General features: G+C 70.1%; 17 protein-coding genes. 7 read left to right on the top strand and 10 right to left on the bottom strand.

Going from position 1 to position 23,111, the window contains the following annotated elements; genetic code table 11:
* Positions 1–5 precede the first annotated feature (5 nt).
* The 4 genes from trpB to lgt all read left to right on the top strand — a co-directional run bounded on the left by trpB (position 6) and on the right by lgt (position 4,065).
* Positions 6–1,295, top strand: coding sequence for a tryptophan synthase subunit beta (gene trpB / locus AB0I69_RS31895; RefSeq protein WP_363099196.1), 1,290 nt, complete (start codon positions 6–8; stop codon positions 1,293–1,295).
* Positions 1,292–2,107 (top strand): tryptophan synthase subunit alpha, encoded by an 816-nt coding sequence (gene trpA / locus AB0I69_RS31890; protein WP_363099195.1) that lies wholly within the window; start codon positions 1,292–1,294, stop codon positions 2,105–2,107. Before trpB ends, trpA begins: the two co-directional genes overlap by 4 nt.
* A 112-nt stretch (positions 2,108–2,219) precedes the next feature.
* Entirely contained in the window at positions 2,220–2,999 is a 780-nt protein-coding gene (locus AB0I69_RS31885; protein WP_363099194.1) for a thioredoxin domain-containing protein, read from the top strand.
* A gap of 103 nt (positions 3,000–3,102) precedes the next feature.
* A complete protein-coding gene (gene lgt / locus AB0I69_RS31880; protein WP_363099193.1) occupies positions 3,103–4,065 on the top strand; it encodes a prolipoprotein diacylglyceryl transferase in 963 nt (320 codons plus the stop codon).
* Positions 4,066–4,122: 57 nt separating this feature from the next.
* Here the strand turns inward: lgt and AB0I69_RS31875 are convergent, their stop codons facing one another.
* The 7 genes from AB0I69_RS31875 to AB0I69_RS31845 are packed head-to-tail and all read right to left on the bottom strand — an operon-like array spanning position 4,123 to position 12,078.
* Complete coding sequence (locus tag AB0I69_RS31875) at positions 4,123–4,935, bottom strand: CoA ester lyase (protein ID WP_363099192.1); 813 nt, start codon at positions 4,933–4,935, stop codon at positions 4,123–4,125.
* Positions 4,932–6,134 (bottom strand): CoA transferase, encoded by a 1,203-nt coding sequence (locus AB0I69_RS31870; protein WP_363099191.1) that lies wholly within the window; start codon positions 6,132–6,134, stop codon positions 4,932–4,934. Before AB0I69_RS31870 ends, AB0I69_RS31875 begins: the two co-directional genes overlap by 4 nt.
* Entirely contained in the window at positions 6,131–7,024 is an 894-nt protein-coding gene (rbsK, locus tag AB0I69_RS31865; protein ID WP_363099190.1) for a ribokinase, read from the bottom strand. Before rbsK ends, AB0I69_RS31870 begins: the two co-directional genes overlap by 4 nt.
* The gene (locus tag AB0I69_RS31860; protein WP_363099189.1) at positions 7,021–8,382 is read right to left on the bottom strand and encodes an ADP-ribosylglycohydrolase family protein; all 1,362 of its coding nucleotides are present in this window, start codon (positions 8,380–8,382) and stop codon (positions 7,021–7,023) included. The genes rbsK and AB0I69_RS31860 overlap by 4 nt, the downstream gene beginning before the upstream one ends.
* Positions 8,370–9,536: an ADP-ribosylglycohydrolase family protein gene (locus AB0I69_RS31855; RefSeq protein ID WP_363099188.1), complete on the bottom strand. Its 1,167-nt coding sequence runs from the start codon at positions 9,534–9,536 to the stop codon at positions 8,370–8,372. Before AB0I69_RS31855 ends, AB0I69_RS31860 begins: the two co-directional genes overlap by 13 nt.
* An 8-nt stretch (positions 9,537–9,544) precedes the next feature.
* The gene (locus AB0I69_RS31850; protein WP_363099187.1) at positions 9,545–10,990 is read right to left on the bottom strand and encodes an ADP-ribosylglycohydrolase family protein; all 1,446 of its coding nucleotides are present in this window, start codon (positions 10,988–10,990) and stop codon (positions 9,545–9,547) included.
* The gene (locus tag AB0I69_RS31845; protein WP_363099186.1) at positions 10,987–12,078 is read right to left on the bottom strand and encodes an ADP-ribosylglycohydrolase family protein; all 1,092 of its coding nucleotides are present in this window, start codon (positions 12,076–12,078) and stop codon (positions 10,987–10,989) included. Before AB0I69_RS31845 ends, AB0I69_RS31850 begins: the two co-directional genes overlap by 4 nt.
* Before the next feature lie 292 nt (positions 12,079–12,370).
* Here AB0I69_RS31845 and AB0I69_RS31840 point away from each other — a divergent pair, with 292 nt between their 5' ends.
* The 3 genes from AB0I69_RS31840 to AB0I69_RS31830 all read left to right on the top strand — a co-directional run bounded on the left by AB0I69_RS31840 (position 12,371) and on the right by AB0I69_RS31830 (position 19,519).
* Entirely contained in the window at positions 12,371–13,102 is a 732-nt protein-coding gene (locus AB0I69_RS31840; protein WP_363099185.1) for a VIT1/CCC1 transporter family protein, read from the top strand.
* A gap of 365 nt (positions 13,103–13,467) precedes the next feature.
* Positions 13,468–18,063, top strand: coding sequence for a glutamate synthase large subunit (gene gltB, locus AB0I69_RS31835; RefSeq protein ID WP_363099184.1), 4,596 nt, complete (start codon positions 13,468–13,470; stop codon positions 18,061–18,063).
* Entirely contained in the window at positions 18,056–19,519 is a 1,464-nt protein-coding gene (locus tag AB0I69_RS31830; protein WP_363099183.1) for a glutamate synthase subunit beta, read from the top strand. The genes gltB and AB0I69_RS31830 overlap by 8 nt, the downstream gene beginning before the upstream one ends.
* A gap of 93 nt (positions 19,520–19,612) precedes the next feature.
* Here the strand turns inward: AB0I69_RS31830 and AB0I69_RS31825 are convergent, their stop codons facing one another.
* The 3 genes from AB0I69_RS31825 to AB0I69_RS31815 all read right to left on the bottom strand — a co-directional run bounded on the left by AB0I69_RS31825 (position 19,613) and on the right by AB0I69_RS31815 (position 22,829).
* Positions 19,613–20,317, bottom strand: coding sequence for a calcium-binding protein (locus AB0I69_RS31825; RefSeq protein WP_363099182.1), 705 nt, complete (start codon positions 20,315–20,317; stop codon positions 19,613–19,615).
* Positions 20,314–21,477: a UDP-N-acetylglucosamine 2-epimerase (non-hydrolyzing) gene (gene wecB / locus AB0I69_RS31820; RefSeq protein WP_363099181.1), complete on the bottom strand. Its 1,164-nt coding sequence runs from the start codon at positions 21,475–21,477 to the stop codon at positions 20,314–20,316. Before wecB ends, AB0I69_RS31825 begins: the two co-directional genes overlap by 4 nt.
* A 107-nt stretch (positions 21,478–21,584) precedes the next feature.
* A complete protein-coding gene (locus AB0I69_RS31815; RefSeq protein ID WP_363099180.1) occupies positions 21,585–22,829 on the bottom strand; it encodes a glycosyltransferase in 1,245 nt (414 codons plus the stop codon).
* Between the last annotated feature and the right edge of the window lie 282 nt (positions 22,830–23,111).

Below are 23,111 nucleotides of genomic sequence, written 5' to 3'. Positions count from 1 at the left end.
TCCGCATGCCCAGCGAGTTCTTCATCCCAGACCCCGACGGCCAAATCCCCAGCCCCGAAGGCTACTTCGGCGCCTTCGGCGGCAAGTTCATCCCGGAGGCCCTCGTCGCCGCCGTGGACGAGGTGGCCGTCGAGTACGACAAGGCCAAGCACGACCCCGAGTTCGCCCGCGAGTTGGACGACCTCCTCCTCAACTACACCGGCAGGCCAAGCGCGTTCACGGAGGTACCGCGCTTCGCGGAACACGCGGGTGGCGCGAGGATCTTCCTCAAGCGCGAGGACCTGAACCACACCGGCTCCCACAAGATCAACAACGTCCTCGGTCAGGCCCTGCTCACCAAGCGCATGGGCAAGACCAGGGTCATCGCGGAGACCGGCGCCGGTCAGCACGGCGTCGCGACCGCCACCGCCTGCGCACTGTTCGGCCTCGAATGCACCATCTACATGGGCGAGATCGACACCCAGCGCCAAGCGCTGAACGTGGCCCGGATGCGCATGCTCGGCGCCGAGGTCATCGCCGTGAAGTCCGGCAGCCGTACGCTCAAGGACGCGATCAACGAGGCCTTCCGCGACTGGGTTGCCAACGTCGACCGCACGCACTACCTCTTCGGTACGGTCGCCGGCCCGCACCCCTTCCCCGCCATGGTCCGCGACTTCCACCGCGTGATCGGCGTCGAGGCCCGCCGTCAGATCCTGGAGCGCGCCGGACGTCTCCCCGACGCGGCGATCGCCTGCGTCGGCGGCGGCTCGAACGCCATCGGCCTTTTCCACGCCTTCATCCCGGACGCGGACGTACGCCTCATCGGCTGCGAACCGGCCGGTCACGGCGTCGAGACCGGCGAGCACGCGGCGACCCTCACCGCGGGCGAGCCCGGCATCCTGCACGGTTCCCGGTCCTACGTCCTGCAGGACGAGGAGGGCCAGATCACCGAGCCGTACTCGATCTCGGCCGGACTGGACTACCCGGGCATCGGCCCCGAGCACTCCTACCTCAAGGACAGTGGCCGCGGCGAGTACCGCGCGATCACCGACGACGCCGCTATGCAGGCCCTGCGCCTGCTGTCGCGCACCGAGGGCATCATCCCGGCCATCGAGAGCGCCCACGCGTTGGCAGGCGCGCTGGAGGTCGGCAGGGAGCTGGGCAAGGACGGGCTGATCGTCGTCAACCTGTCCGGGCGCGGCGACAAGGACATGGACACGGCCGCCCGGTACTTCGGCCTGTACGACACCAGTGCCGATGCCGAAGTCGCGGCGAACACCGCCGACGTCGCGGAGATCGAGGGGGACGCCAAGTGAGCGGCAACATCCAGCTGTTGAGCGACACCCTCGCCGCCACGAAGGCCGAGGGACGCGCCGCGCTCATCGCCTATCTCCCGGCCGGGTTCCCGACGGTGGACGGCGGTATCGCGGCGATCAAGGCGGCCTTCGACGGCGGCGCGGACATCGTCGAGGTGGGCCTGCCGCACAGTGACCCCGTCCTCGACGGTCCCGTCATCCAGACCGCCGACGACATCGCCCTGCGCGGCGGCGTCAAGATCGCGGACGTGATGCGCACGGTCCGCGAGACCCACGCGGCGACCGGGAAGCCGGTGCTCGTCATGACGTACTGGAACCCGATCGACCGCTACGGCGTCGAGCGCTTCACCGCCGAGCTGGCCGAGGCGGGCGGTGCCGGGTGCATCCTGCCCGACCTGCCCGTGCAGGAGGCGGGGCTGTGGAGGGAGCACGCCGAGAAGCACGGGCTCGCCACGGTCTTCGTGGTCGCGCCCAGCAGCAAGGACGCCCGCCTCGCCGAGATCACCAAGGTCGGCACCGGCTTCGTCTACGCCGCCTCCCTGATGGGCGTCACCGGCACCCGTGCGTCCGTGGGCGCGCAGGCGCAGGACCTCGTCGAGCGCACCCGGGCCACCACCGACACGCCCGTGTGCGTCGGACTCGGTGTCTCGAACGCCCAGCAGGCCGCCGAGGTGGCCCGCTTCGCGGACGGCGTGATCGTCGGCTCGGCCTTCGTCAAGGGGATGCTGGACGCCCCGGACGACGCGGCCGGCGTAGAGGCGGTCCGCGCGCTCGCCGGTGAACTGGCCAAGGGCGTGCGCGGACAGGCGTAACAGAACGCCAGGCGTCACGCGGCGACCGGCATAACAGAACAACTGGTCCCTCGTATGGGTGGACCTGGGACCGGGGAGGCGCGCTGCGCCTCCCCGGTTCGTTCTGCGGGGTGTGAGCGAGAAGAACCGTGACGGAAAGCGCACCGCCCGCGAGCGGCTGGCGGTCGAGCGTGAGAAGCAGAAGTCCGCGGAGAGGCGGCGGCGCACGCTGATCGTGGCCGCGAGCGTCGTCTGCGTGCTGGGTCTGGCGACGGTGGTCGGCGTCCTCGCCGCGAACCACGGCAAGGACGACAGCGGCAGCAGCAGCGCGGGCCCGGTCGTGGCGCCCTCCGGGGCGACCGGCAAGGACAGCCTGGCGATCCAGGTCGGCAAGGACAGCGCCAAGCCGACGCTCACGGTGTGGGAGGACTTCCGCTGCCCGGCCTGCCAGGCCTTCGAGACGGCGTACCGCTCGACGCTCCACGAGCTGACGGACTCCGGGCAGCTCAAGGTGCAGTACCACCTGGTCACGATCATCGACGGCAACCTCGGCGGCACCGGCTCCAAGCGCGCGGCCAACGCGGCGGCCTGCGCCCAGGACGCCGGAAAGTTCCGCGACTTCCACGACGTGCTGTACGAGAACCAGCCCAAGGAGACGGACGACGCGTACTCCAGCAACGCCAAGCTGATCGAGCTGGCGGGCAAGGTCAGCGGCCTCGACACGCCCGCCTTCCAGAAGTGCGTCAACAGCGGTACGCACGACAGCTGGGTCACGAAGTCCGCCGCCGCGTTCCAGGCCGGCGGATTCACCGGTACGCCGACCGTCCTCTTCGACGGCAAGAACATCTACGCGGACCAGACGATGACCCCGGCGAAGCTGAAGCAGCTGGTCCAGGCGGCGAACAAGGGGTGACAGGGGGTAAGCGGGCGGGCCGGTTTTCACACCGGCCCGTTATGGAGCCGTAGCCGGGCCGCTTGCCGTGGTCGCGGTCCGGCACGGTAGCGTCGACCCTGCCATGGAACTTGCCTACATTCCCAGCCCGTCGCGCGGGGTCATCCACCTCGGCCCCATTCCGCTGCGCGGCTACGCGTTCTGCATCATCATCGGCGTCTTCGTCGCCGTCTGGCTCGGCAACAAACGCTGGGTCGCCCGCGGCGGCAAGGTCGGGACGGTGGCCGACATCGCTGTCTGGGCCGTGCCGTTCGGCCTCGTCGGCGGTCGCCTCTACCACGTGATCACGGACTACGAGCTGTACTTCAGCGAGGGCCGCGACTGGGTGGACGCCTTCAAGGTGTGGCAGGGCGGCCTCGGCATCTGGGGCGCCATCGCGCTCGGCGCGGTGGGTGCCTGGATCGGCTGCCGCCGCCGTGGCATCCCGCTGCCCGCCTGGGCCGACGCCCTCGCCCCCGGTATCGCCTTCGCCCAGGCCATCGGCCGCTGGGGCAACTGGTTCAACCAGGAGCTGTACGGCCGCGAGACGCACCTCCCCTGGGCGCTGCACATCACGTCCTCGACGGACGGCCGCGTCCCCGGCTACTACCACCCGACGTTCCTGTACGAGTCGCTGTGGTGCGTCGGCGTCGGCTTCCTCGTCATCTGGGCCGACCGCCGCTTCAAGCTGGGCCACGGCCGGGCGTTCGCGCTGTACGTCGCCGCGTACTGCGTGGGCCGCGGCTGGATCGAGTACATGCGCGTCGACGACGCCCACCACATCCTCGGCCTGCGGTTGAACGACTGGACCGCGATGATCGTCTTCGCGCTCGCGGTGACGTACTTCGTGATCTCGGCGAAGAAGCGCCCGGGCCGCGAAGAGGTCGTCGAGCCGGACACCGATGCCCCCGACGGTGACAGCGAGCCGGTGGAGAAGGAAGAGCCGGAGTCCGACGCCTCGGAGGCGAAGGAAGACACCGAGGTCACGGAAGAAGCAGAAGAGGTAGACCTCAAAAAAGACGAGGCCGAGTCGGCGAAGAAGGGCTGACGGCCGGTTCTACGACGATGAGGGCGCCCCGTGTTTCACGGGGCGCCCTCATCGTGTTCAGGTGCGGCGCGCCAACGCGAGTGTTCTCTGCGCCGCCACCACCACCGCCGCGTCGATGAACCGGCCGTCGGGCAGGGCCTGGGCGCCCTCCTCCTGCATGGCCGCCTTGACGATCGTCTCGGCCTGTTCGAGTTCGTGCTCGGTCGGAAGGAACGCGCTCTCGATGACCGGGAGTTGACGGGGATGGATCGCCGCGCGCCCGAGGAAACCGAGGGTGCGACCGTGGGCGCAGGAGGCCGCCAGGCCCTCCAGGTCGCGGATGTCCGGGTGGACGGACTGGGGTGGCGGGGCCAGTCCCGCGGCCCGCGCGGCGACGATCACCCGCGAGCGGGACCAGTCGAGGCCGGCGTCGTCGCGTACGCCCAGGTCGGCCCGTAGATCCGCCTCGCCGAGCGCGATGCCGTGCACGGAGGAGTGCGCGGCGGCGATCGAGAAGGCCCGCTCGATGCCGAGGGCCGTCTCCAGGAGGGCGTACAGGGGGAGGTCGCGGGCCTTTTCCGCTACGGCTACGACGTCCTCCGTGGACGTCACCTTCGGGAGCCGTAGGCCAGACACGCCCGGGAGGGGTGTGAGGGTGCGGAGATCGTCGGCTGCCCAGGGGGTGTCCAGGGCGTTCACGCGGACGTGGACGTTGAGTTGGGGCTCCGAGAGGAGTTCCGCTGTGGCCGCGCGGGCGTAGGCCTTGCGGTCCGGGGCTACCGCGTCCTCCAAATCCACGACGACCACGTCGGCGCCGGCGGCGAGGGCCTTGGCGACGATCGGGGGGCGGTCACCGGGGACGTAGAGCCAGGTCAGGGGGTGTGGGGTCACAGGGCGCCCTCCTGGCGGAGAGTGGTCAACTCGGTGTTGGTCAGGCCGAGTTCGGTCAGGACCGTGTCCGTGTCGGCGCCGTGGGGGCGGCCGGTCCAGCGGATCGCGCCGGGGGTGGCGGAGAGGCGGAAGAGGACGTTCTGCATGCGGAGGGGGCCGAGTTCGGGGTCGTCGACGGTGGTGATCGTGTCGAGGGCCTGGTACTGGGGGTCCGTCATGACGTCCCGTACGTCCTGGATGGGGGCGACCGCAGCCTCCGCCTTCTCGAAGGCGGCCAGGACCTCCGTGCGGGTGCGTTGCGCGATCCAGTCGCCGACCGCCGCGTCGAGGATGTCGGCGTGCCGGGCCCGGTCGGCGCCGGTCGCGAACCACGGTTCGTCGATCAGTTCCGGGCGGCCGACCAGGCGCATCACGCGCTCGGCGATCGACTGGGCGGAGGTCGAGACGGCGACCCAACTGCCGTCCGCCGTGCGGTAGGTGTTGCGCGGGGCGTTGTTCTGGGAGCGGTTGCCGGTGCGCGGCTGGACGTGGCCGAGCTGGTCGTACCAGAGGGGTTGCGGGCCGAGGGCGGTGAGGATCGGTTCGATGATCGCCATGTCGACTACCTGGCCCTCGCCCGTGCGGTCGCGGGCGGCGAGGGCCGTCATCACGGCGTACGCCGTCGCCAGGCCCGCGATCGAGTCGGCGAGGCCGAACGGCGGGAGCGTCGGGGGTGCGTCCGGTTCGCCGGTGATCGCGGCGAAACCGCTCATCGCCTCGGCGAGGGTGCCGAAGCCGGGGCGGTGGGCGTAGGGCCCGAACTGGCCGAAGGCGGTGACCCGGGCGAGGACCAACCGCGGGTTGGCGGCGGAGAGTTCGGCCCAGCCGAGGTCCCATTTCTCCAGGGTGCCGGGGCGGAAGTTCTCGATGATCACGTCGGCGGTCGCGGCGAGCCGGAGGAGGGTGTCGCGCCCGCCCGGCTTCGAGAGGTCAAGGGTGATCGTGCGTTTGTTGCGGCCGAGCAGCTTCCACCACAGGCCGATGCCGTCCTTCGACGGGCCGTGGCCACGGGACGGGTCGGGCTTGGTCGGGTGCTCGACCTTGATGACCTCGGCGCCGAAGTCGCCGAGCATGGTGGCGGCGAGGGGTCCGGCGAAGAGCGTCGCGAGGTCGAGAACGCGCAGGCCTGACAGGGGAGTTGTGGTCGTCGTCTCGGTCATGACGCGTACTGCTTGTCGATCTCCGCGCGGAACGGCATCGACGCCGTCGCCCCGGGCCGTTGCACGGACAGGGCTGCCGCCGCTGCCGCCCATCCCAGCGCGTCCCGCATCGGGCGGCCCTCGGCGAGTGCCACCGCCAGTGCGCCGACGAAGGTGTCGCCCGCGCCCGTCGAGTCCACGGCGGTCACGCGGGGCGCGGAGACGGTGAGCGGCTCGGCGTCCCGGGCCGCGTACAGGCTGCCCGCCGCGCCCAGGGTGACGATCACCTCGGGCACCTGGTCGAGCAGGGCCGCCGCTGCCTCGCGCGGGTCGGTGTGGCCGGTGAGGGCGGTGGCCTCGTGCTCGTTGGGGACCAACAGGTCGGTGGCGGCGAGGAGTTCGGCGGGTAGTGGCTGGGCGGGCGCGGGGGTGAGGATCGTACGGATGCCGTGGCGGCGGGCTGCCTCCGCGCCCGCGATCACTCCGGTCAGCGGGATCTCCAGTTGGAGTAGCAGGGCGTCGGCCGTGGCGATCGTGGCCTCGTCGCCGGGGGCGAGGTGGTCGACGGTGCTGTTGGCGGCGGGGATCACGACGATCGCGTTGCCGCCCTCGTTGTCCACGACGATGTGCGCGGTGCCGGACGGGCCCTCGACGGTGCGCAGATGGTCGGTGTCGACGCCCGAGTGTTCGAACGTGGCGCGGAGTTGGGCGCCGTAGGCGTCGTTGCCGACCGCGCCGATGATCGTGACGTTGGCGCCTGAATGGGCCGCGGCGATCGCCTGGTTGGCGCCCTTGCCGCCGGGGATCGTACGGAACTCCCGTCCCGTCACGGTCTCTCCGCGCTGCGGGGCCTTCGCGACGTAGGCGACGAGGTCCATGTTCGTGCTGCCGAGCACGGCGATGTGGGTCATGGGCGGGCGGTCTCCTGATGGGTGAGCCGGGCGAGGGTGTCGAAACCGATGCCGTTGAAGTCGCCTACGGAGGTGGCGAGTCGGTTCTTGAGGGGGGCCGTCCAGCGGTCGGGGAGCGCGGCGGGGGTGCCCGCGAGCAGGGCGGCGATGCTGCCGACCGTGGCGCCGTTGGAGTCGGTGTCCCAACCCCCGGACACCGCACGGCAGATGGAGCCGGTGAAGTCGCCGTCCGCGTGGGTGAGGGCGGCGGCGATCAGGGCGGTGTTGGGGATCGCGTGGACCCAGTGGTGGGTGGGGGAGTAGGTGGCGTGGAGTTCGTCCACGACGGCGTCGAAGTCCCGGTGTTTCCTGGCCAGTTGGAGGGCGTGGTGGATCGCCTTCGCGAGACGGGAGTGGGGCGGGACGACCGTCAGACCGGTGCGTAGGCAGGTGTGGATGTCGTGGGTGCCGGTGGTCGCGGTGGCGATGACGGCCGCCGTGAACATCGCCGCGTAGACGCCGTTCGCGGTGTGGGTGAGGGTGGCGTCGCGGTGGGCCTGTTCGGCCGCTGCGGCGGGGTTTCCGGGGTTGGTCCAGCCGTGCACGTCGGCGCGGATCAGGGCGCCGATCCACTCGCGGAACGGGTTGCGGTGGCGGGCCGTTCGCGGGGGTTCCAGGCCGGTGAGGAGGTTGCGGTAGGCGATGCGTTCGGCGGTGAAGGTGCGGCCTGCGGGGAGTTCGTCGAGCCAGAGTTTCGCCACGTCGGCGGTGGTGAAGTCCTTGCCGTGGCGTTGCAGCAACAGGAGGTTCAGTAGCGGGTAGTTGAGGTCGTCGTCCTCGGGCATGCCGTCGATGTTCTCGGCGAGGGAGGTGGGGGCGGAGCGGCGGTTCCAGGGGTGGGCGGCGAGGAGTTCGGCGGGGACGCCTCGGGCGGTGAAGTAGGAGTTGAGGGGCCAGTTGCCGGTGGCGCGGGCGAGTTGGCGGATGCCGTCGAGGGTGATCTTCTCGACGGGTTTGCCGAGGAGGCAGCCGACGGCGCGGCCCAGCCAGGCGGCCTGGAGGGTGGCCGGGCGGGGTGAGGAAGTGGCTTGCGGGGTGGGCCAGTTGGGGCAGAGGGACTTGATCCGCGCCAGGTCGGTGGGTTCTTGGTCCGCCAACTTGCCGGGCAGGTCCGCCAGTTCGTCCAGCAGGTCTTCCGCGAGCAACCGGAGGTAGCGGGTGGGGGGTTGGGCCGACGCGCCCGCCCGTTCCGGGGCTTCCGCACCGCCCGCCGCCCGCCATCGTGCCGCGATCGCCGACGGTTCGCGTCCGTCCTGGGCGGCCTGGTGCAGCTCGTGGCCCAGCAGGTCCTCCGGCTGGACCCAGGTCAGTCGGAGCACCTCAGCCCTCCGATCTCGGTGAACGCCGCCTCGTGGGCCCGGCGTCGGAGGACGTCGCGTTCGAAGAGCTCGCGGGTGACGGCGGTGAGGGTCGTGGCTGGTTCCCAGAGATCCAGGCGGCTGGCTTCCGCGACCGTCTTCGACCAGTCCTGCGGGACCGTGGAGCCGAGGGCGCCGGCCACCGCGCCGGCCATCGTCGCGATCGAGTCGCAGTCCCGGCCGTAGTTCACCGAACCCAGTACCGCGTGGCGGTAGTCGCCGCCGGAGACCACCAACATGCCCAGGGCGACGGGGAGTTCCTCGATCGCCTTGGTACGGGAGGGGCGGCGGGCGTCCAGGGAGGGGGCGCGGTAGTCGGGGCCCACCGTGTCGTACGGTGCGATCGCCTCCCGCAGGGGGACCAGCGCCGACTCGAAGTCCGAGTAACGGGCGGCTACTTCGCAGACCTGCTCGATGGCGGTGCGGGTGCCGTCCTTCGCCAGGGCGAGGCAGGCGGTCACGACTGAGTCGGGGGTCGCGCCCGGGACGCAGGCCGCGGCCACCGCCGCCGCGAAGACACCGGCCGCCTCTCGGCCGTACGACGACTGGTGGGCGCCCGCGATGTCGAGGGCCTCCGCGTAAGCGCCCGCCGGATTGGCCGCGTTGACCAGGCCGACCGGGGCCATGTACATCGCCGCACCGCAGTTGACGATGTTGCCGACGCCGGCCTCGCGGGGGTCGATGTGGCCGTAGTGGAGGCGGGCCGCGAGCCATTTCTCCGCGAGGAAGATGCGTTGGAGGGGGATGGCTTCCGCCTCCAACTCCGGGATCCAGCGCGGGTTCTGCATCAGGTCCGGGACGAGGTGATCGGCGACGGAGTACGCGTCGAGGTGGTCGCGGACCTGGGCGTAGACCCGTACCAGCGCATGAGTCATCAAGGTGTCGTCGGTGACGTGGCCGTCGCCCTTGTGGTACGGGGCGATGGGGCGGGCGGTGCGCCAGGCGTCGCCGTTCCAGGGGCCGACGATGCCGTGGACGCGACCGCTGTGGCGTTCGAGGATCTGGTCGGGGGAGTAGCCCTCGACGGGGCCGCCGAGGGCGTCGCCGACGGCCGCCCCGACGAGGGCGCCGGTGATCCGGTCCTCAAGACTGCTTTCTGGGAGTTTGGGCGTCATGCACCGAATCATGCTCCTGGTGGGGCCGGTTGTGTGGCTTCCAGGAGTTCGGCGAGTTCTACGAGGTCGGTGCCGGTGAGGCGGGGGAGTGCGCAGCCGGAGAGGGTGCGGCAGGCGTCCCGCCAGGTGGCGGGGATGGCCCCGCCGCCGCCGAGTGCTCCGGTGAGGGCGCCGGCCAGGGCCGGGGCGGAGTCGGCGACGCGGGAGAGGCAGGCTGCGGCGGGTACCGCTTCTGCGATACGGCCGCGGGAGGCTGTTGTCAGGGCCAGGGCTACCGGGACGGTTTCGGCGGCTGCGATTCCGTAGCTGTAGACGTGGTCGACGATCTGGTGTTCCAGGAGGGGGATCAGGGCGAAGGTGCTGTCGCTGTCCTGGGCCAACTTCAGTGCGTGGCGGGCGTTGCGGCCGATCTCCGTGGATTCGGGGAGTTCGGCGAGGGCGGCTGCCACGCAGTCGTCCACGTCCGTGCCGACCAGGGCGAGGGAGAGGGCCGCGGCCATGGCCCTGGCGCCGTGGACTCCGTCGCCGTCCTGGGTGTAGCGGGCGTCGAACTCGGCGAGGGCGGCGGCGCGTTGGGGGTCGCCGGGGTGAGCCACCGCGAGGACGCAGGCTCTTACGCAGGCCGCGTCGTCGAAGTAGTGGGGGTTGTCGTGGCCGGTGGCGGGTGGGCGGAGTCCTGCGGCGAGGTTGCCGAGGCCGGCGCGGACGGAGATACGGGCGCGGAGGGGAAGTACGGCGGACTCGACTTCCGGGGCGCGGTCTGCTGCTGCGGCGACCTCGCTGGCGATGGCGTTCCAGGTGAGGTCGATCGCGGCTCGGGTTCTGCGTTCTCTGCTGAGGTCGCCGAGGACTGTGTCGTCGCCGGCTCGTAGTACGGCTTCTGCGGCGAACGCTGCCCATTCGGCGTCGTCGGAGGGGCCCAGGCGTAGGGGCTCGGGGGGTTGGTTCAGGGCGATGGGGACGGGGAGTGTCGTGGTCGCGTTCTGTTCGGCGAAGGTGTCCAGCTCGCGGGTGAGGCGGCGGGTCCACTCGGGCATGCGGGCGGCTCGGTGTCTCGCGGCGGGCCAACCGGCGGCATCACCTGCGGCGAGCCCGAGCAGCAGCCCCTCGATACGGCGGACCTTGTGAACGGCCTCGGCTCCGCCATCGGCCTTGTTGTTCCCACCCGCACCCCCCGTGCGGCTCTCGTCGTCGGGTGCGGGTGGCCCCTGTGGGGCGGATTCGCCGTCGGCGGCTGCGGGTTGGGGCGGGGTGGGGTGGAGAGGGGGGTTGGGTGCGGGTGGCGCTTGTGGGGAGGGCTCGCCGTCTGTGGCTGCGGGTGGTTCTTGCGGGGCGAACTCGCCGCCGGTGGCTGCGAGTTGGAGTGGCTTGGAGTGGAAGAGGGAGTCGGCCGCCGTCGGCCCTTGTGGGATGAACTCGCCATCCCCGGCCGCTCGTTCGTCGTGGGTTCTCACAGCCGCACCTCGTCCTCATCCGCAGCCAGCACGTACTCCCGTCGCACCCGCTGATCCCGGCGCACCACGCCCCCCGTACCCCATTTCCCGCCCTCCCCCGGAACCAGCAACTCCGCGATGTCCAGCACATGGTGGCCGGCCATCGCCGGCAGGCAGCTTCCCCGGGCCGGGCCGATCGCCGCCGCCCAGTCGGACGGGATCGACGAGGCGCCGCGGGTCGCGCCCGCCAGCGCTCCCGCCACCGCCGCCGTCGTATCCGCGTCCCTTCCCATGTTGACCGCCGTGAGGACCGACTCCGTGAAGTCGCCGTCCGCTGCCGCGTACGCGCCGAAGGCGAGGGCGACCGCCTCGGGGGCCAGGTCGGTCCAGGGGTAGCCGCCGATCACCACCGCGGAGCGGACCGCACGTTCGCCCCGGTGGGCGACCGCCACCGCTCGGCGCAGGGAGCGGGCCGTCCAGGAGTCGTCGGGGACGACGGCCAGGGCGGAGGCGACGACCGCGATCGTCGGGGCTCCCGCCATCGCCGCCGCTACGCCTGCCGCGACCGCCTGGCCGCCGTAGATGCCCTCGCCGTCGTGGCTCACCGAACCGTCGATCGCGACGAGACGGGCAGCCTCCGCCGGGCGGCCTGCCGCGAAGACGCCGAAGGGGGCCGCGCGCATGGCCAGGCCGTCGCTCCAGGCGTGGCGGTGTTGTGCCGAAATCGGGGCTGCCAGGCCTCTGCGGAGGTTCTCCAGGGTGCCGCGTTCGCTGAAGCCCGCGCCGCGGAACGGGCCCTCGTCGCGGTCCGCGATCCACTCGTGCCAGGCCGCCTCCACGTGGGTCGGCGTGAGCGCCGAGCCGTGGCGGGCCAGGAGGAGGCCGGAGAAGATCGCGTACTCCGTGTCGTCCGTGCCGGCCGGGTTCTCGGCCACGTATCCCGTGATGCGGCCCCAACGGGCGCGGATCTCCGAGGGCTTCATGTTTTCTGCCGGTGCCCCGAGGGCGTCCCCCACCGCCAGGCCGAGCAGCGCGCCGCGTGCCCGTTCGCGGAGTTCGGGGGCGTTCTTGGGCGCCGGGACCGGGGGAATGCAGGCGATCGATGCCATACGCGGCCTCTCCTACGGGGTTCCCTCAGGGCGCCTCAGGGCGCGGAACCCTTTGCGGATGTGTCCCACGGGAGGCCTTCGGCAGAGCCTGACGGAGCGCAGCGTCACCCGGTCGACATCTGATCGGAGATCATCACGGATGAGCGTTCGAAGGTAAAGGTGCAGGTTAGCCCAGCCTTTCCTTGCTGGAGGGCCGGAAATGAAAAGCGTATGTTGAGTGTTGTCGAAGAGTAGAACATGTCCAAAGTTAGCCTAACCTTAGGCGCTTGCCAGCCTCCTGGGGGATCACCGCATGGCCATCATCGAGACCCAAGCGACGCTTCACGAGGCGCACCGCGACAACCACACCCACCGTGATGTGAACGGCGGCTGGCTGCGCCCCGCGGTGTTCGGCGCGATGGACGGTCTCGTCTCCAACCTCGCCCTGATGACCGGTGTCGTCGGCGGTGCTGTCAGTCATCAGACCGTCGTCATCACCGGGCTGGCCGGGCTCGCCGCCGGTGCCTTCTCCATGGCGGCCGGCGAGTACACCTCCGTCGCCTCCCAGCGCGAGCTGGTCGAGGCCGAGCTGGACGTCGAGCGGCGGGAGCTGCGCAAGCATCCCGAGGACGAGGAAGAGGAGCTCGCCTCGCTCTATGCCGCCCGCGGTGTCGACGCCGAACTCGCCCGTGAAGTCGCCCGGCAGTTGTCCCGTGATCCCGAGCAGGCCCTGGAGATACATGCCCGGGAGGAGCTGGGGATCGACCCCGGGGATCTGCCCTCGCCGCTCGTCGCCGCCGTGTCGTCCTTCGGGGCGTTCGCGCTCGGCGCGCTGCTTCCCGTACTGCCGTTCCTGCTCGGGGCGACCGCTCTGTGGCCGGCGCTGCTGCTGTCGTTCGTCGGGTTGTTCGGGTGCGGTGCTGTGGTGGCGCGGGTGACCGCGCGGTCCTGGTGGTTCAGCGGGCTGCGACAGCTCGCGCTGGGCGGTGCGGCGGCCGGTGTGACGTACGCCCTGGGCACCCTGTTCGGAACGGTCGTAGGATAGCGTGACGCGCACTTATGCGATGGGCCGCATAAGTAGCCGTTACTCGCTGGTTTCGAACGCTTAACCACTGGGCATGAGCCGTAAGCGCTGTGGGCAATGACGCCCGCGGTGCACCCGCGGGATGGGCGACGACGCTCCCTCTGCCCTGGACTGCCGGACATCGATCTGTCCGGTTTGGCCCCCTTCACCTTCACCGCTTGTGCGGTGCACCGCCGCGACCCCACGGCGTCCGCATGTTGGAACGGAGTATCCGGTTCCCGAGAACCGTTCCATCATGTAACCTGCACGAAATTTTGCGCTAACTCGCAGAGGGCCAACGTCGTCCCTATGCCCATGCATATGCCACGACGACGACGGGAGAGCCGATGCGTACGCCGCGCCAGCCGTCCCAGCAGCCCACGAATGGCCAGAACTGGTCCTTCATGGATGCTCGCCCTGCCGCGCAGGGTATGTACGACCCCCGCAACGAGCACGACGCCTGTGGCGTCGGCTTCGTGGCCACCCTCACCGGCGAGGCGAGCCACGCGCTGGTCGAGCAGGCGCTCACAGTGCTGCGCAACCTGGAGCACCGCGGTGCGACCGGTGCCGAGCCCGACTCGGGCGACGGTGCGGGCATCCTGTCCCAGGTGCCGGACGCCTTCTTCCGTGAGGTGGCCGGATTCGACCTCCCCGCCGCCGGTGGATACGCGGTCGGCATCGCCTTCCTGCCCGAGGACGGCGCGGACGCGATCGTCTCGCAGGTTGAGACGATTGCCGTAGAAGAAGGTCTCACCGTTCTCGGGTGGCGCGAGGTTCCGACCGCGCCCGAACTCCTCGGCGCTACGGCCCGTTCGACCATGCCGCTGTTCCGTCAGCTCTTCGTGAGCGACGGGCAGAGCCAGGGCATCGACCTCGACCGCAAGGCCTTCGCGCTGCGCAAGCGCGCCGAGCGCGAGGCCGGCGTCTACTTCCCGTCGCTGTCCGCGCGGACCATCGTCTACAAGGGCATGCTCACCACGGGTCAGCTGGAGCCCTTCTTCCCGGACCTGTCCGACCGGCGCTTCGCCTCCGCGATCTCGCTCGTGCACTCCCGGTTCTCCACGAACACCTTCCCGTCGTGGCCGCTCGCCCACCCGTACCGCTTCGTCGCGCACAACGGCGAGATCAACACGGTCAAGGGCAACCGCAACTGGATGGCGGCCCGCGAGTCCCAGATCGCCTCCGACCTGTTCGGCGACCAGGAGAAGATCGACCGGATCTTCCCGATCTGCACGCCCGAGGCCTCCGACTCCGCGTCCTTCGACGAGGTGCTGGAGCTGCTCCACCTCGGTGGGCGGTCGCTGCCGCACTCCGTGCTGATGATGATCCCGGAGGCGTGGGAGAACCACGACTCCATGGACCCGGCCCGCCGCGCCTTCTACCAGTTCCACTCCACGATGATGGAGCCCTGGGACGGCCCGGCCTGCGTCACCTTCACCGACGGCACCCAGGTCGGCGCGGTCCTCGACCGCAACGGCCTGCGCCCCGGCCGTTATTGGGTCACCGACGAGGGCCTCGTCGTCCTCGGCTCCGAGGTCGGCGTCCTCGACATCGACCCCGCGAAGGTCGTCCGCAAGGGCCGCCTGCAGCCCGGCCGCATGTTCCTCGTGGACACCGCCGAGCACCGCATCATCGAGGACGACGAGATCAAGGCCGGCCTCGCCGCCGAGAAGCCGTACGCCGAGTGGCTCGAAGCCGGTGAGATCGAGCTGTCCGACCTGCCCGAGCGTGAGCACATCGTGCACACTCACGCCTCGGTCACCCGCCGCCAGCAGACCTTCGGCTACACCGAGGAAGAGCTGCGCGTCATCCTCGCGCCGATGGCCAAGGCCGGTGCCGAGCCCATCGGTTCGATGGGCACCGACTCGCCGATCGCCGCGCTCTCCGCCCGGCCCCGGCTGCTCTTCGACTACTTCACCCAGCTGTTCGCGCAGGTCACCAACCCGCCGCTGGACGCGATCAGGGAAGAGCTCGTGACCTCCCTGCGCTCGTCCCTCGGACCGGCGAGCAACCTGCTGGAGCCTACGGCCGCTTCCTGTCGTAGCGTCACCCTGCCCTTCCCGGTGATCGACAACGACGAGCTGGCCAAGCTCATCCACATCAACGCCGACGGCGACATGCCCGGCATGAAGGCCGCGACCCTGTCCGGCCTGTACCGGGTCTCCGGCGGCGGCGACTCCCTCGCCGCCCGCCTCGCCGAGATCTGCACCGAGGCCGACGCGGCCATCGAGAACGGCGCCCGGCTGATCGTCCTCTCGGACCGGCACTCCGACGCCGAGCACGCGCCGATCCCCTCGCTGCTGCTCACCGCCGCCGTCCACCACCACCTCATCCGCACCAAGCAGCGCACCCAGGTGGGCCTGCTGGTGGAGGCCGGTGACGTGCGCGAGGTCCACCACGTCGCCCTGCTCATCGGCTTCGGCGCCGCGGCCGTGAACCCGTACCTGGCGATGGAGTCCGTCGAGGACCTCGTCCGCGCCGGCACGTTCCTCACCGACATCGAGGCCGAGCAGGCCATCCGCAACCTGATCTACGCGCTCGGCAAGGGCGTCCTCAAGGTCATGTCCAAGATGGGCATCTCGACGGTCGCCTCCTACCGGGGCGCCCAGGTCTTCGAAGCGGTCGGCCTCGACGAGCAGTTCGTCAACGCCTACTTCAGCGGTACGGCCACCAAGATCGGCGGCGTCGGCATCGACGTCATCGCCAAGGAGGTCGCCGCCCGGCACGCGAAGGCGTACCCGGCCAGCGGCATCGCGCCCGCGCACCGCGCCCTCGACATAGGCGGCGAGTACCAGTGGCGCCGCGAGGGCGAGCCGCACCTGTTCGACCCGGAGACGGTCTTCCGCCTCCAGCACTCGACGCGCACCAACCGCTACGACATCTTCAAGAAGTACACGGACCGCGTGAACGAGCAGTCCGAGCGGCTGATGACCCTGCGCGGCCTCTTCGGCTTCAAGTCGGACCGCCCCTCGATCTCCATCGACGAGGTCGAGCCCGTCTCCGAGATCGTCAAGCGCTTCTCCACCGGCGCCATGTCGTACGGCTCCATCTCCCTGGAGGCGCACGAGACCCTCGCCATCGCCATGAACCAGCTGGGCGGCAAGTCCAACACCGGTGAGGGCGGCGAGGACGCGGACCGGCTCTACGACCCGGCCCGGCGCAGCGCCATCAAGCAGGTCGCCTCCGGCCGCTTCGGCGTCACCTCCGAGTACCTGGTCAACGCGGACGACATCCAGATCAAGATGGCCCAGGGCGCCAAGCCCGGCGAGGGCGGCCAGCTGCCCGGCCACAAGGTCTACCCGTGGGTCGCGAAGACGCGTCACTCGACGCCGGGTGTCGGTCTCATCTCGCCGCCGCCGCACCACGACATCTACTCCATCGAAGACCTCGCCCAGCTGATCCACGACCTGAAGAACGCGAACCCGCAGGCGCGGATCCACGTGAAGCTGGTCTCGGAGGTCGGCGTCGGCACGGTCGCCGCGGGTGTGTCGAAGGCGCACGCGGACGTCGTCCTCATCTCCGGCCACGACGGCGGTACGGGCGCCTCGCCGCTCACCTCCCTCAAGCACGCCGGTGGACCTTGGGAGTTGGGCCTCGCCGAGACCCAACAGACCTTGCTGCTCAACGGACTTCGGGACCGGATCGTCGTCCAGACCGACGGCCAGCTGAAGACCGGCCGTGACGTCGTCATCGCCGCGCTGCTCGGCGCCGAGGAGTTCGGTTTCGCGACCGCGCCGCTCGTCGTCTCCGGCTGCGTCATGATGCGCGTCTGCCACCTGGACACCTGCCCGGTCGGCATCGCCACGCAGAACCCGGTGCTGCGCGACCGGTTCGCCGGCAAGGCCGAATACGTCGTGAACTTCTTCCAGTTCATCGCCGAAGAGGTCCGCGAGATCCTCGCCGAGCTGGGCTTCCGCACCATCGAGGAAGCCGTCGGCAAGGCCGGCACGCTCGACGTCGAGCGGGCCGTAGACCACTGGAAGGCGCAGGGCCTGGACCTGGCCCCCCTCTTCTACGTCCCCGAACTCCCGGACGGCGCAGCCCTCCACCAGGTCATCCAGCAGGACCACGGCCTGGAGAAGGCGCTCGACAACGAGCTGATCAAGCTCGCCGCCGACGCCCTGGCCGCGTCCAGCGCCACCGACGCCCAGCCGGTCCGCGCGCAGGTCGCGATCCGCAACATCAACCGCACGGTCGGCACCATGCTCGGCCACGAGGTGACGAAGAAGTTCGGCGGCGCGGGCCTGCCCGACGACACCATCGACATCACCTTCACCGGCTCGGCCGGCCAGTCCTTCGGCGCCTTCCTCCCGCGCGGTGTCACGCTGCGCCTGGAGGGCGACGCCAACGACTATGTCGGCAAGGGCCTTTCGGGCGGCCGGGTCATCGTCCGTCCCGACCGGGGCGCCGACCACCTCGCCGAGTTCTCCACCATCGCGGGCAACACCATCGCCTACGGTGCGACCGGCGGCGAGCTGTTCCTGCGCGGTCGTACCGGCGAGCGGTTCTGTGTCCGTAACTCCGGTGCCACGGTGGTCTCCGAGGGTGTGGGCGACCACGGCTGCGAGTACATGACCGGCGGCCGGGCGGTCGTCCTGGGCGAGACCGGCCGCAACTTCGCGGCGGGCATGTCCGGCGGCATCGCCTATGTCATCGACCTGAACTCCGACAACGTGAACGTCGGAAACGCGGGCGCCGTCCAGGAGTTGGACGAGGACGACAAGCAGTGGCTGCACGACGTGGTGCGCCGCCACGCCGAGGAGACCGGTTCGACGGTCGCCGAGAAGCTGCTCGCCGAGTGGGCCGTGTCCGTGGACCGCTTCAGCAAGATCATCCCCAGCGCATACAAGGCAGTGCTCGCCGCCAAGGACGCCGCCGAGCGAGCAGGTCTCTCCGAGACCGAGATCACCGAGAAGATGATGGAGGCGGCGATCAATGGCTGACCCGAAGGGCTTTCTGAACCACGGGCGCGAGGTCGCCAAGTCCCGTCCCGTGGACGTCCGTCTCAAGGACTGGAACGAGGTCTACGTCCCCGGTTCGCTGCTGCCGATCATCGGCAAGCAGGCCAGCCGGTGCATGGACTGCGGTATCCCGTTCTGCCACAACGGCTGTCCGCTGGGGAACCTGATCCCCGAGTGGAACGACTACGCCTACCGCGAGGACTGGACGGCCGCGTCGGAGCGCCTCCACGCCACCAACAACTTCCCTGAATTCACCGGGCGGTTGTGCCCCGCGCCGTGCGAGGCGGCCTGCGTGCTGGGCATCAACCAGCCGCCGGTCACCATCAAGAACGTCGAGGTTTCCATCATCGACAAGGCGTGGGAGACGGGCGATGTCGCCCCGCAGGCTCCCGAGCGCCTCTCCGGCAAGACCGTCGCGGTCATCGGCTCGGGCCCGGCGGGCCTCGCCGCCGCCCAGCAGCTCACGCGGGCCGGACACACCGTCGCCGTATACGAGCGCGCGGACCGCATCGGTGGTCTTCTCCGGTACGGCATCCCCGAGTTCAAGATGGAGAAGCGGCACATCAACCGCCGTATCGAGCAGATGCGCGCGGAGGGCACCCGCTTCCGCACCGGCATCGAGATCGGCGTCGACCTCAAGGCCACCGACCTGCGCAAGCGCTACGACGCGGTCGTCATCGCCGCAGGCTCCACCACCGCGCGTGATCTCCCCGTCCCCGGGCGGGAGTTGACCGGCGTCTACCAGGCGATGGAGTACCTGCCCCTCTCGAACAAGGTCCAGGAGGGTGACTACGTCACCGCCCCGATCTCGGCCGAGGGCAAGCACGTCGTCGTCATCGGCGGCGGCGACACCGGCGCCGACTGCGTCGGTACGGCGCACCGCCAAGGCGCGGCCTCCGTCACGCAGTTGGAGATCATGCCCCGCCCGGGCGACGAGCGGAACGCGGTCGCGCAGCCCTGGCCGACCTTCCCGATGCTCTACAAGGTGACGTCCGCGCACGAGGAGGGCGGTGAGCGGGTCTACTCCGTCAACACCACCCACTTCGAGGGCGACGAGGACGGCAACGTCCAGTGGCTGCACCTCGTCGAGGTCGAGTTCGTCGAGGGCAGGCTGACCCAGAAGCCGGGCACGGAGCGCAAGATCCCCGCCCAACTGGTCACGCTGGCCATGGGCTTCACCGGCACCGACCGCGAGAACGGTCTCGTCGACCAGTTCGCCCTGGGCCTCGACGAGCGCGGCAACATCGCCCGCGACGCCGACTTCCAGACCAACGTCCCCGGCGTCTTCGTCGCCGGTGACGCGGGCCGCGGCCAGTCCCTCATCGTGTGGGCGATCGCGGAGGGCCGCTCGGCCGCGCGTGGCGTCGACCGCTTCCTCACCGGCGCCAGCGAACTGCCGGCACCGATCCGGCCGACGGACCGGGCGTTGATGGTCTGACGGTTCATCAAAAGACGTCCGCACAACGACGTGCGGAATACGAGACGGCGCCTGCTTTGTCCCCGACCGGACCCGGCAGGCGCCGCCGCATTTCTAGCTGCTCGAACTCGCCTTCAGGCCCTCGAACTTCACCGATGCGTCCTCGGTGTACGCGCCCACCTTGCCCTGTGGATAAGGGCGTTCGGTGTCCGTGAAGGTCACCAGTGGTTTCCCGCTCACCGTGATCGCGAGGACCGCTCCGTCCTGTTGGACTCGCACCTGGTACCAGCTGCCCACCGGGTACTTCGTCCTGCCCGTGGCCAGGAAGCGCTGGCCGCCCGGATAGGCCGGGTCCCGTTTGCCGAGCTCCCAGCCGTTGGGCTTCAGGGTGATGTAGTAGAAGTGCTCGGGGTCGGTGTACGCCCAGACCAGCCAGGGCACTTCCCAAGGGTTCGGGTCGGGGTCGCGCAGCTGTTTGACGGTCCGCATCCGTGCCTCGTAGCGCACGTTGCCGTACGAAGCCGTGCTCACGACCAGTCCCGCGTGCGTGGTGCCCGCGTCCTCGGCGGCTCTGGGCGACAGCGACAGTGAGTCGTCGTCGCCCAGGTTGGTGCCGTGGCCGTTGAACACCGAGATCCAACGGCCGTGCGTGGAACCGTCGATCCAGGGCGCGGGCGGCGGCGAGTCGTCCGCCTGGCACTGGCTCAGTGTGATCGCCAGAACGGCGGCGAGCACGAGAGTGAGTGCCAGGGCGATCCTGCCCCTGCGCCCCGCCGGAACCAGCGGGATCCGACGGGGGCGCAGGATTGACGGCGTCATGCCGTCGAGTATGGCCCGGACGCGGTGAGACCGACCGGCACATCGGCGGCGAAGTCCTCGGCCAGCTGGGCGAGGACCCGAGCTGCGGCCCGGCCGTCGCCGAACGGGTTGCCCGCAGTCGCCATCCGCCGGTACACCACAGCGTCGTCGAGCAATTCCTCGGCGGCGCTCACGATCGCCTCCGGGTCGGTGCCGATGAGCCGGGCGGCTCCGACGTCGACCGCCTCCGGACGCTCGGTGGTGGTGCGCAACACCAGCGCCGGTTTGCCGAGGCTCGGTGCCTCCTCCTGGATGCCGCCGGAGTCGGTCAGGACGAGATCGCACTCGGCCAACGTCGCCGCGAAGTCCACGTAACCGAGCGGCTCGACCAGCGAAATCCCCTGCTGGCTCTTGAGTTCGGGCAGCAGCACCTCCCGTACGGCCGGACTCCTGTGCAGCGGCAGGACGATCTCCACATCCCCGCGCGCGGCGAGCCGGGTGAGTGCCCGGCCCATGCCGCGCATCCGCTCACCCTGGTTCTCCCGGCGATGCAGGGTGACCAGGATCCGTCGGGCGTCGGTGCGGAACGCGGACGTGCCGGTGCCCTCGGCCAGTACCCACAGCAGATTGTCGATCACGGTGTTGCCGGTGGTGAACACCTGCTCCGCGGGCACGCCCTCGTCCTTGAGATGCCGGGCCGCACGCGCCGTCGGGGCGAAGTGCCAGCGGGCGATACGGCCGATCAGACAGCGGTTGAGCTCCTCCGGGAAGGGGTTGTCGATGACGCCGGTACGCAGCCCGGCCTCGACGTGGGCCACCGGGATCTTCTCGTAGAAGGCGGCGAGGGCGCCGGCCAGCGCGGTCGTGGTGTCCCCCTGCACCACGACCAGGTCGGGCCGCTGGTCCCGCAGGACCCCGCCGAGTTCGCCGACCAGGCGTGCGGTCAGGTCGGACAGCTGCTGGCGGCTGCGCATCACGTCGAGCGCGATGCGCACGTCGACGCACAGCATGCCGAGCATCTGGTGGAGCATCTCGCGGTGCTGACCGGTGGTGACGACGATCGGCTCGAACTGTTCGCCGACGGCCATCGCCCGCGCCACCGGCGCCAGTTTGATCGCTTCCGGCCGGGTCCCGAGCACGAGCATGGCGCGTACGGGCATGGCTGACGGGTGTGTGGACATGGGTGCCCCCCTTGGGCGTGCACGGTCGACGCAGCGACCGCGTGAAGGTGATGAGAGGTACTGAGAGATGAGGACCCGCGCGGGGACTCGGCGCGGCCTGAATGTCCTCAGGTGCGCGCGGTCTTCAGCCAGCCCCGTTGGCCGGTGAGCATCCGCCAGAAGCCCCACCAGCCGGCGGCGAACCAGATGTAGCCGTAGAAGATGAAGACGTGGGCGAGCAGCACGGAGCGCACCAGTCCGAGCTCCCGCTCACGCTTGGCGTACACGAAGCCGTACGCGTAGGCGGTCGTGAACGAGAGCAGATACGGGCCGAGCAGCCACATGGGCGAGACGAGCGGGTGTCCCACCTGGACGGAGGCCACGGTGGTGGCGCCCAGAGCGACGAGGAACGAGACGGGCAGTAGCGAGGTGAGCAGGATGAGCACCGGGCTGGACAGGTGGTAGAGCAGGTCCAGTGCCGCCCGGGTCGGTACGTCCCGCAGGATGAGCGGGACGAGACCGGCCGACTGCATGTGCCCCTGGAACCAGCGGGATCGCTGGCGGACCAGGCGCCGCAGACTGAGCACTGCCTGTTGGGAGACCGCGGCGGTGGTGCAGTGCTGGTTGGTCCAGCCCTTGGCGAGCAGCCGTACCCCGAGGTCGAGGTCCTCGGTGAGGCTGTCGCTCCACGGGCCGTCCCCGTCAAGGGAGTTGAGTGCCGACAGCCGCATGAACTGCCCGTTGCCGCCCATGCCCACGCTGCCGATGAAGCGGCGTGCGCTCTGGAACACGTCGCCGTAGACGACGAACTCCATGTCCTGCATACGGGCGAGCAGTCCGAGGTGCCGGTTGTACATACGGACGCAGACCTGAACCGCGCCCGTTCTCGGGTCGTCGAAGTAGGGGTCGACCGACTGCACGATGTGCGAGTCGAGCCGTCCGTCCGCGTCGACCACACAGAGGACCACGTCCTCGGGGTCGTGACCGGCGAGCAGACCGGATTCCCGAAGGTGGCGTACGCCGTCGTTGAGCGCGGCACCCTTGCCCCGGCGTGCGTTCGGCGGGGTGCGCCGGTGCAGGCGGACCAGGGCCGGGTCGGCGGACAGGGCTATCTCGCCGGTCCGGTCGTCCGACCCGTCGTCGATCACCAGTGCCATGAAATTCCGGGCGGGCAGCGAGGTGATGCGCGCCAGGCTTTCGGAAAGCACGCTCTCTTCATTGAGGCAGGCGAGCAGGAATACGTAGAACCGGTCTCTCCGGTCGGTTCTGGAACGGCGAATTCTGCGCCTCGACAGAATGAACAGGCTGGTGTTGTAGCAGCCGGCCACCACGATCAAAGTGATGCTCGACCAGAGGAGCAGCTCAGAGATCATGACTGTTCCCGGTGCCTGCCTGCGCCTCGTGTCCGCGCCGGCGCAACCGTATCCGGGCCAGGAGAATCAGACAGGCTGTCAGGAAATAGAGCAGGAATCCGGCCCCGGCTGTTTCCTGCAATGCTTTGGCCATGGATAGCCCCGGCACGGCTTCCGGTGCGGCCATCGCCCCGGCAAGAGGCAGCAGTGCCCCCAGAGCGGGTCGTCCGTACATTGTCCCCCCATAATTCAACACGCGTCCCCAACGCGCGAAGCCGAACGTAGCAGACTGTCGAGTCGCCG

This window comes from Streptomyces sp. NPDC050508, assembly GCF_040655155.1.
GTDB lineage: Bacteria > Actinomycetota > Actinomycetes > Streptomycetales > Streptomycetaceae > Streptomyces.
Note: the sequence above shows the minus strand (reverse complement) of the source record. Positions and strands in the feature narration are given on the sequence as shown.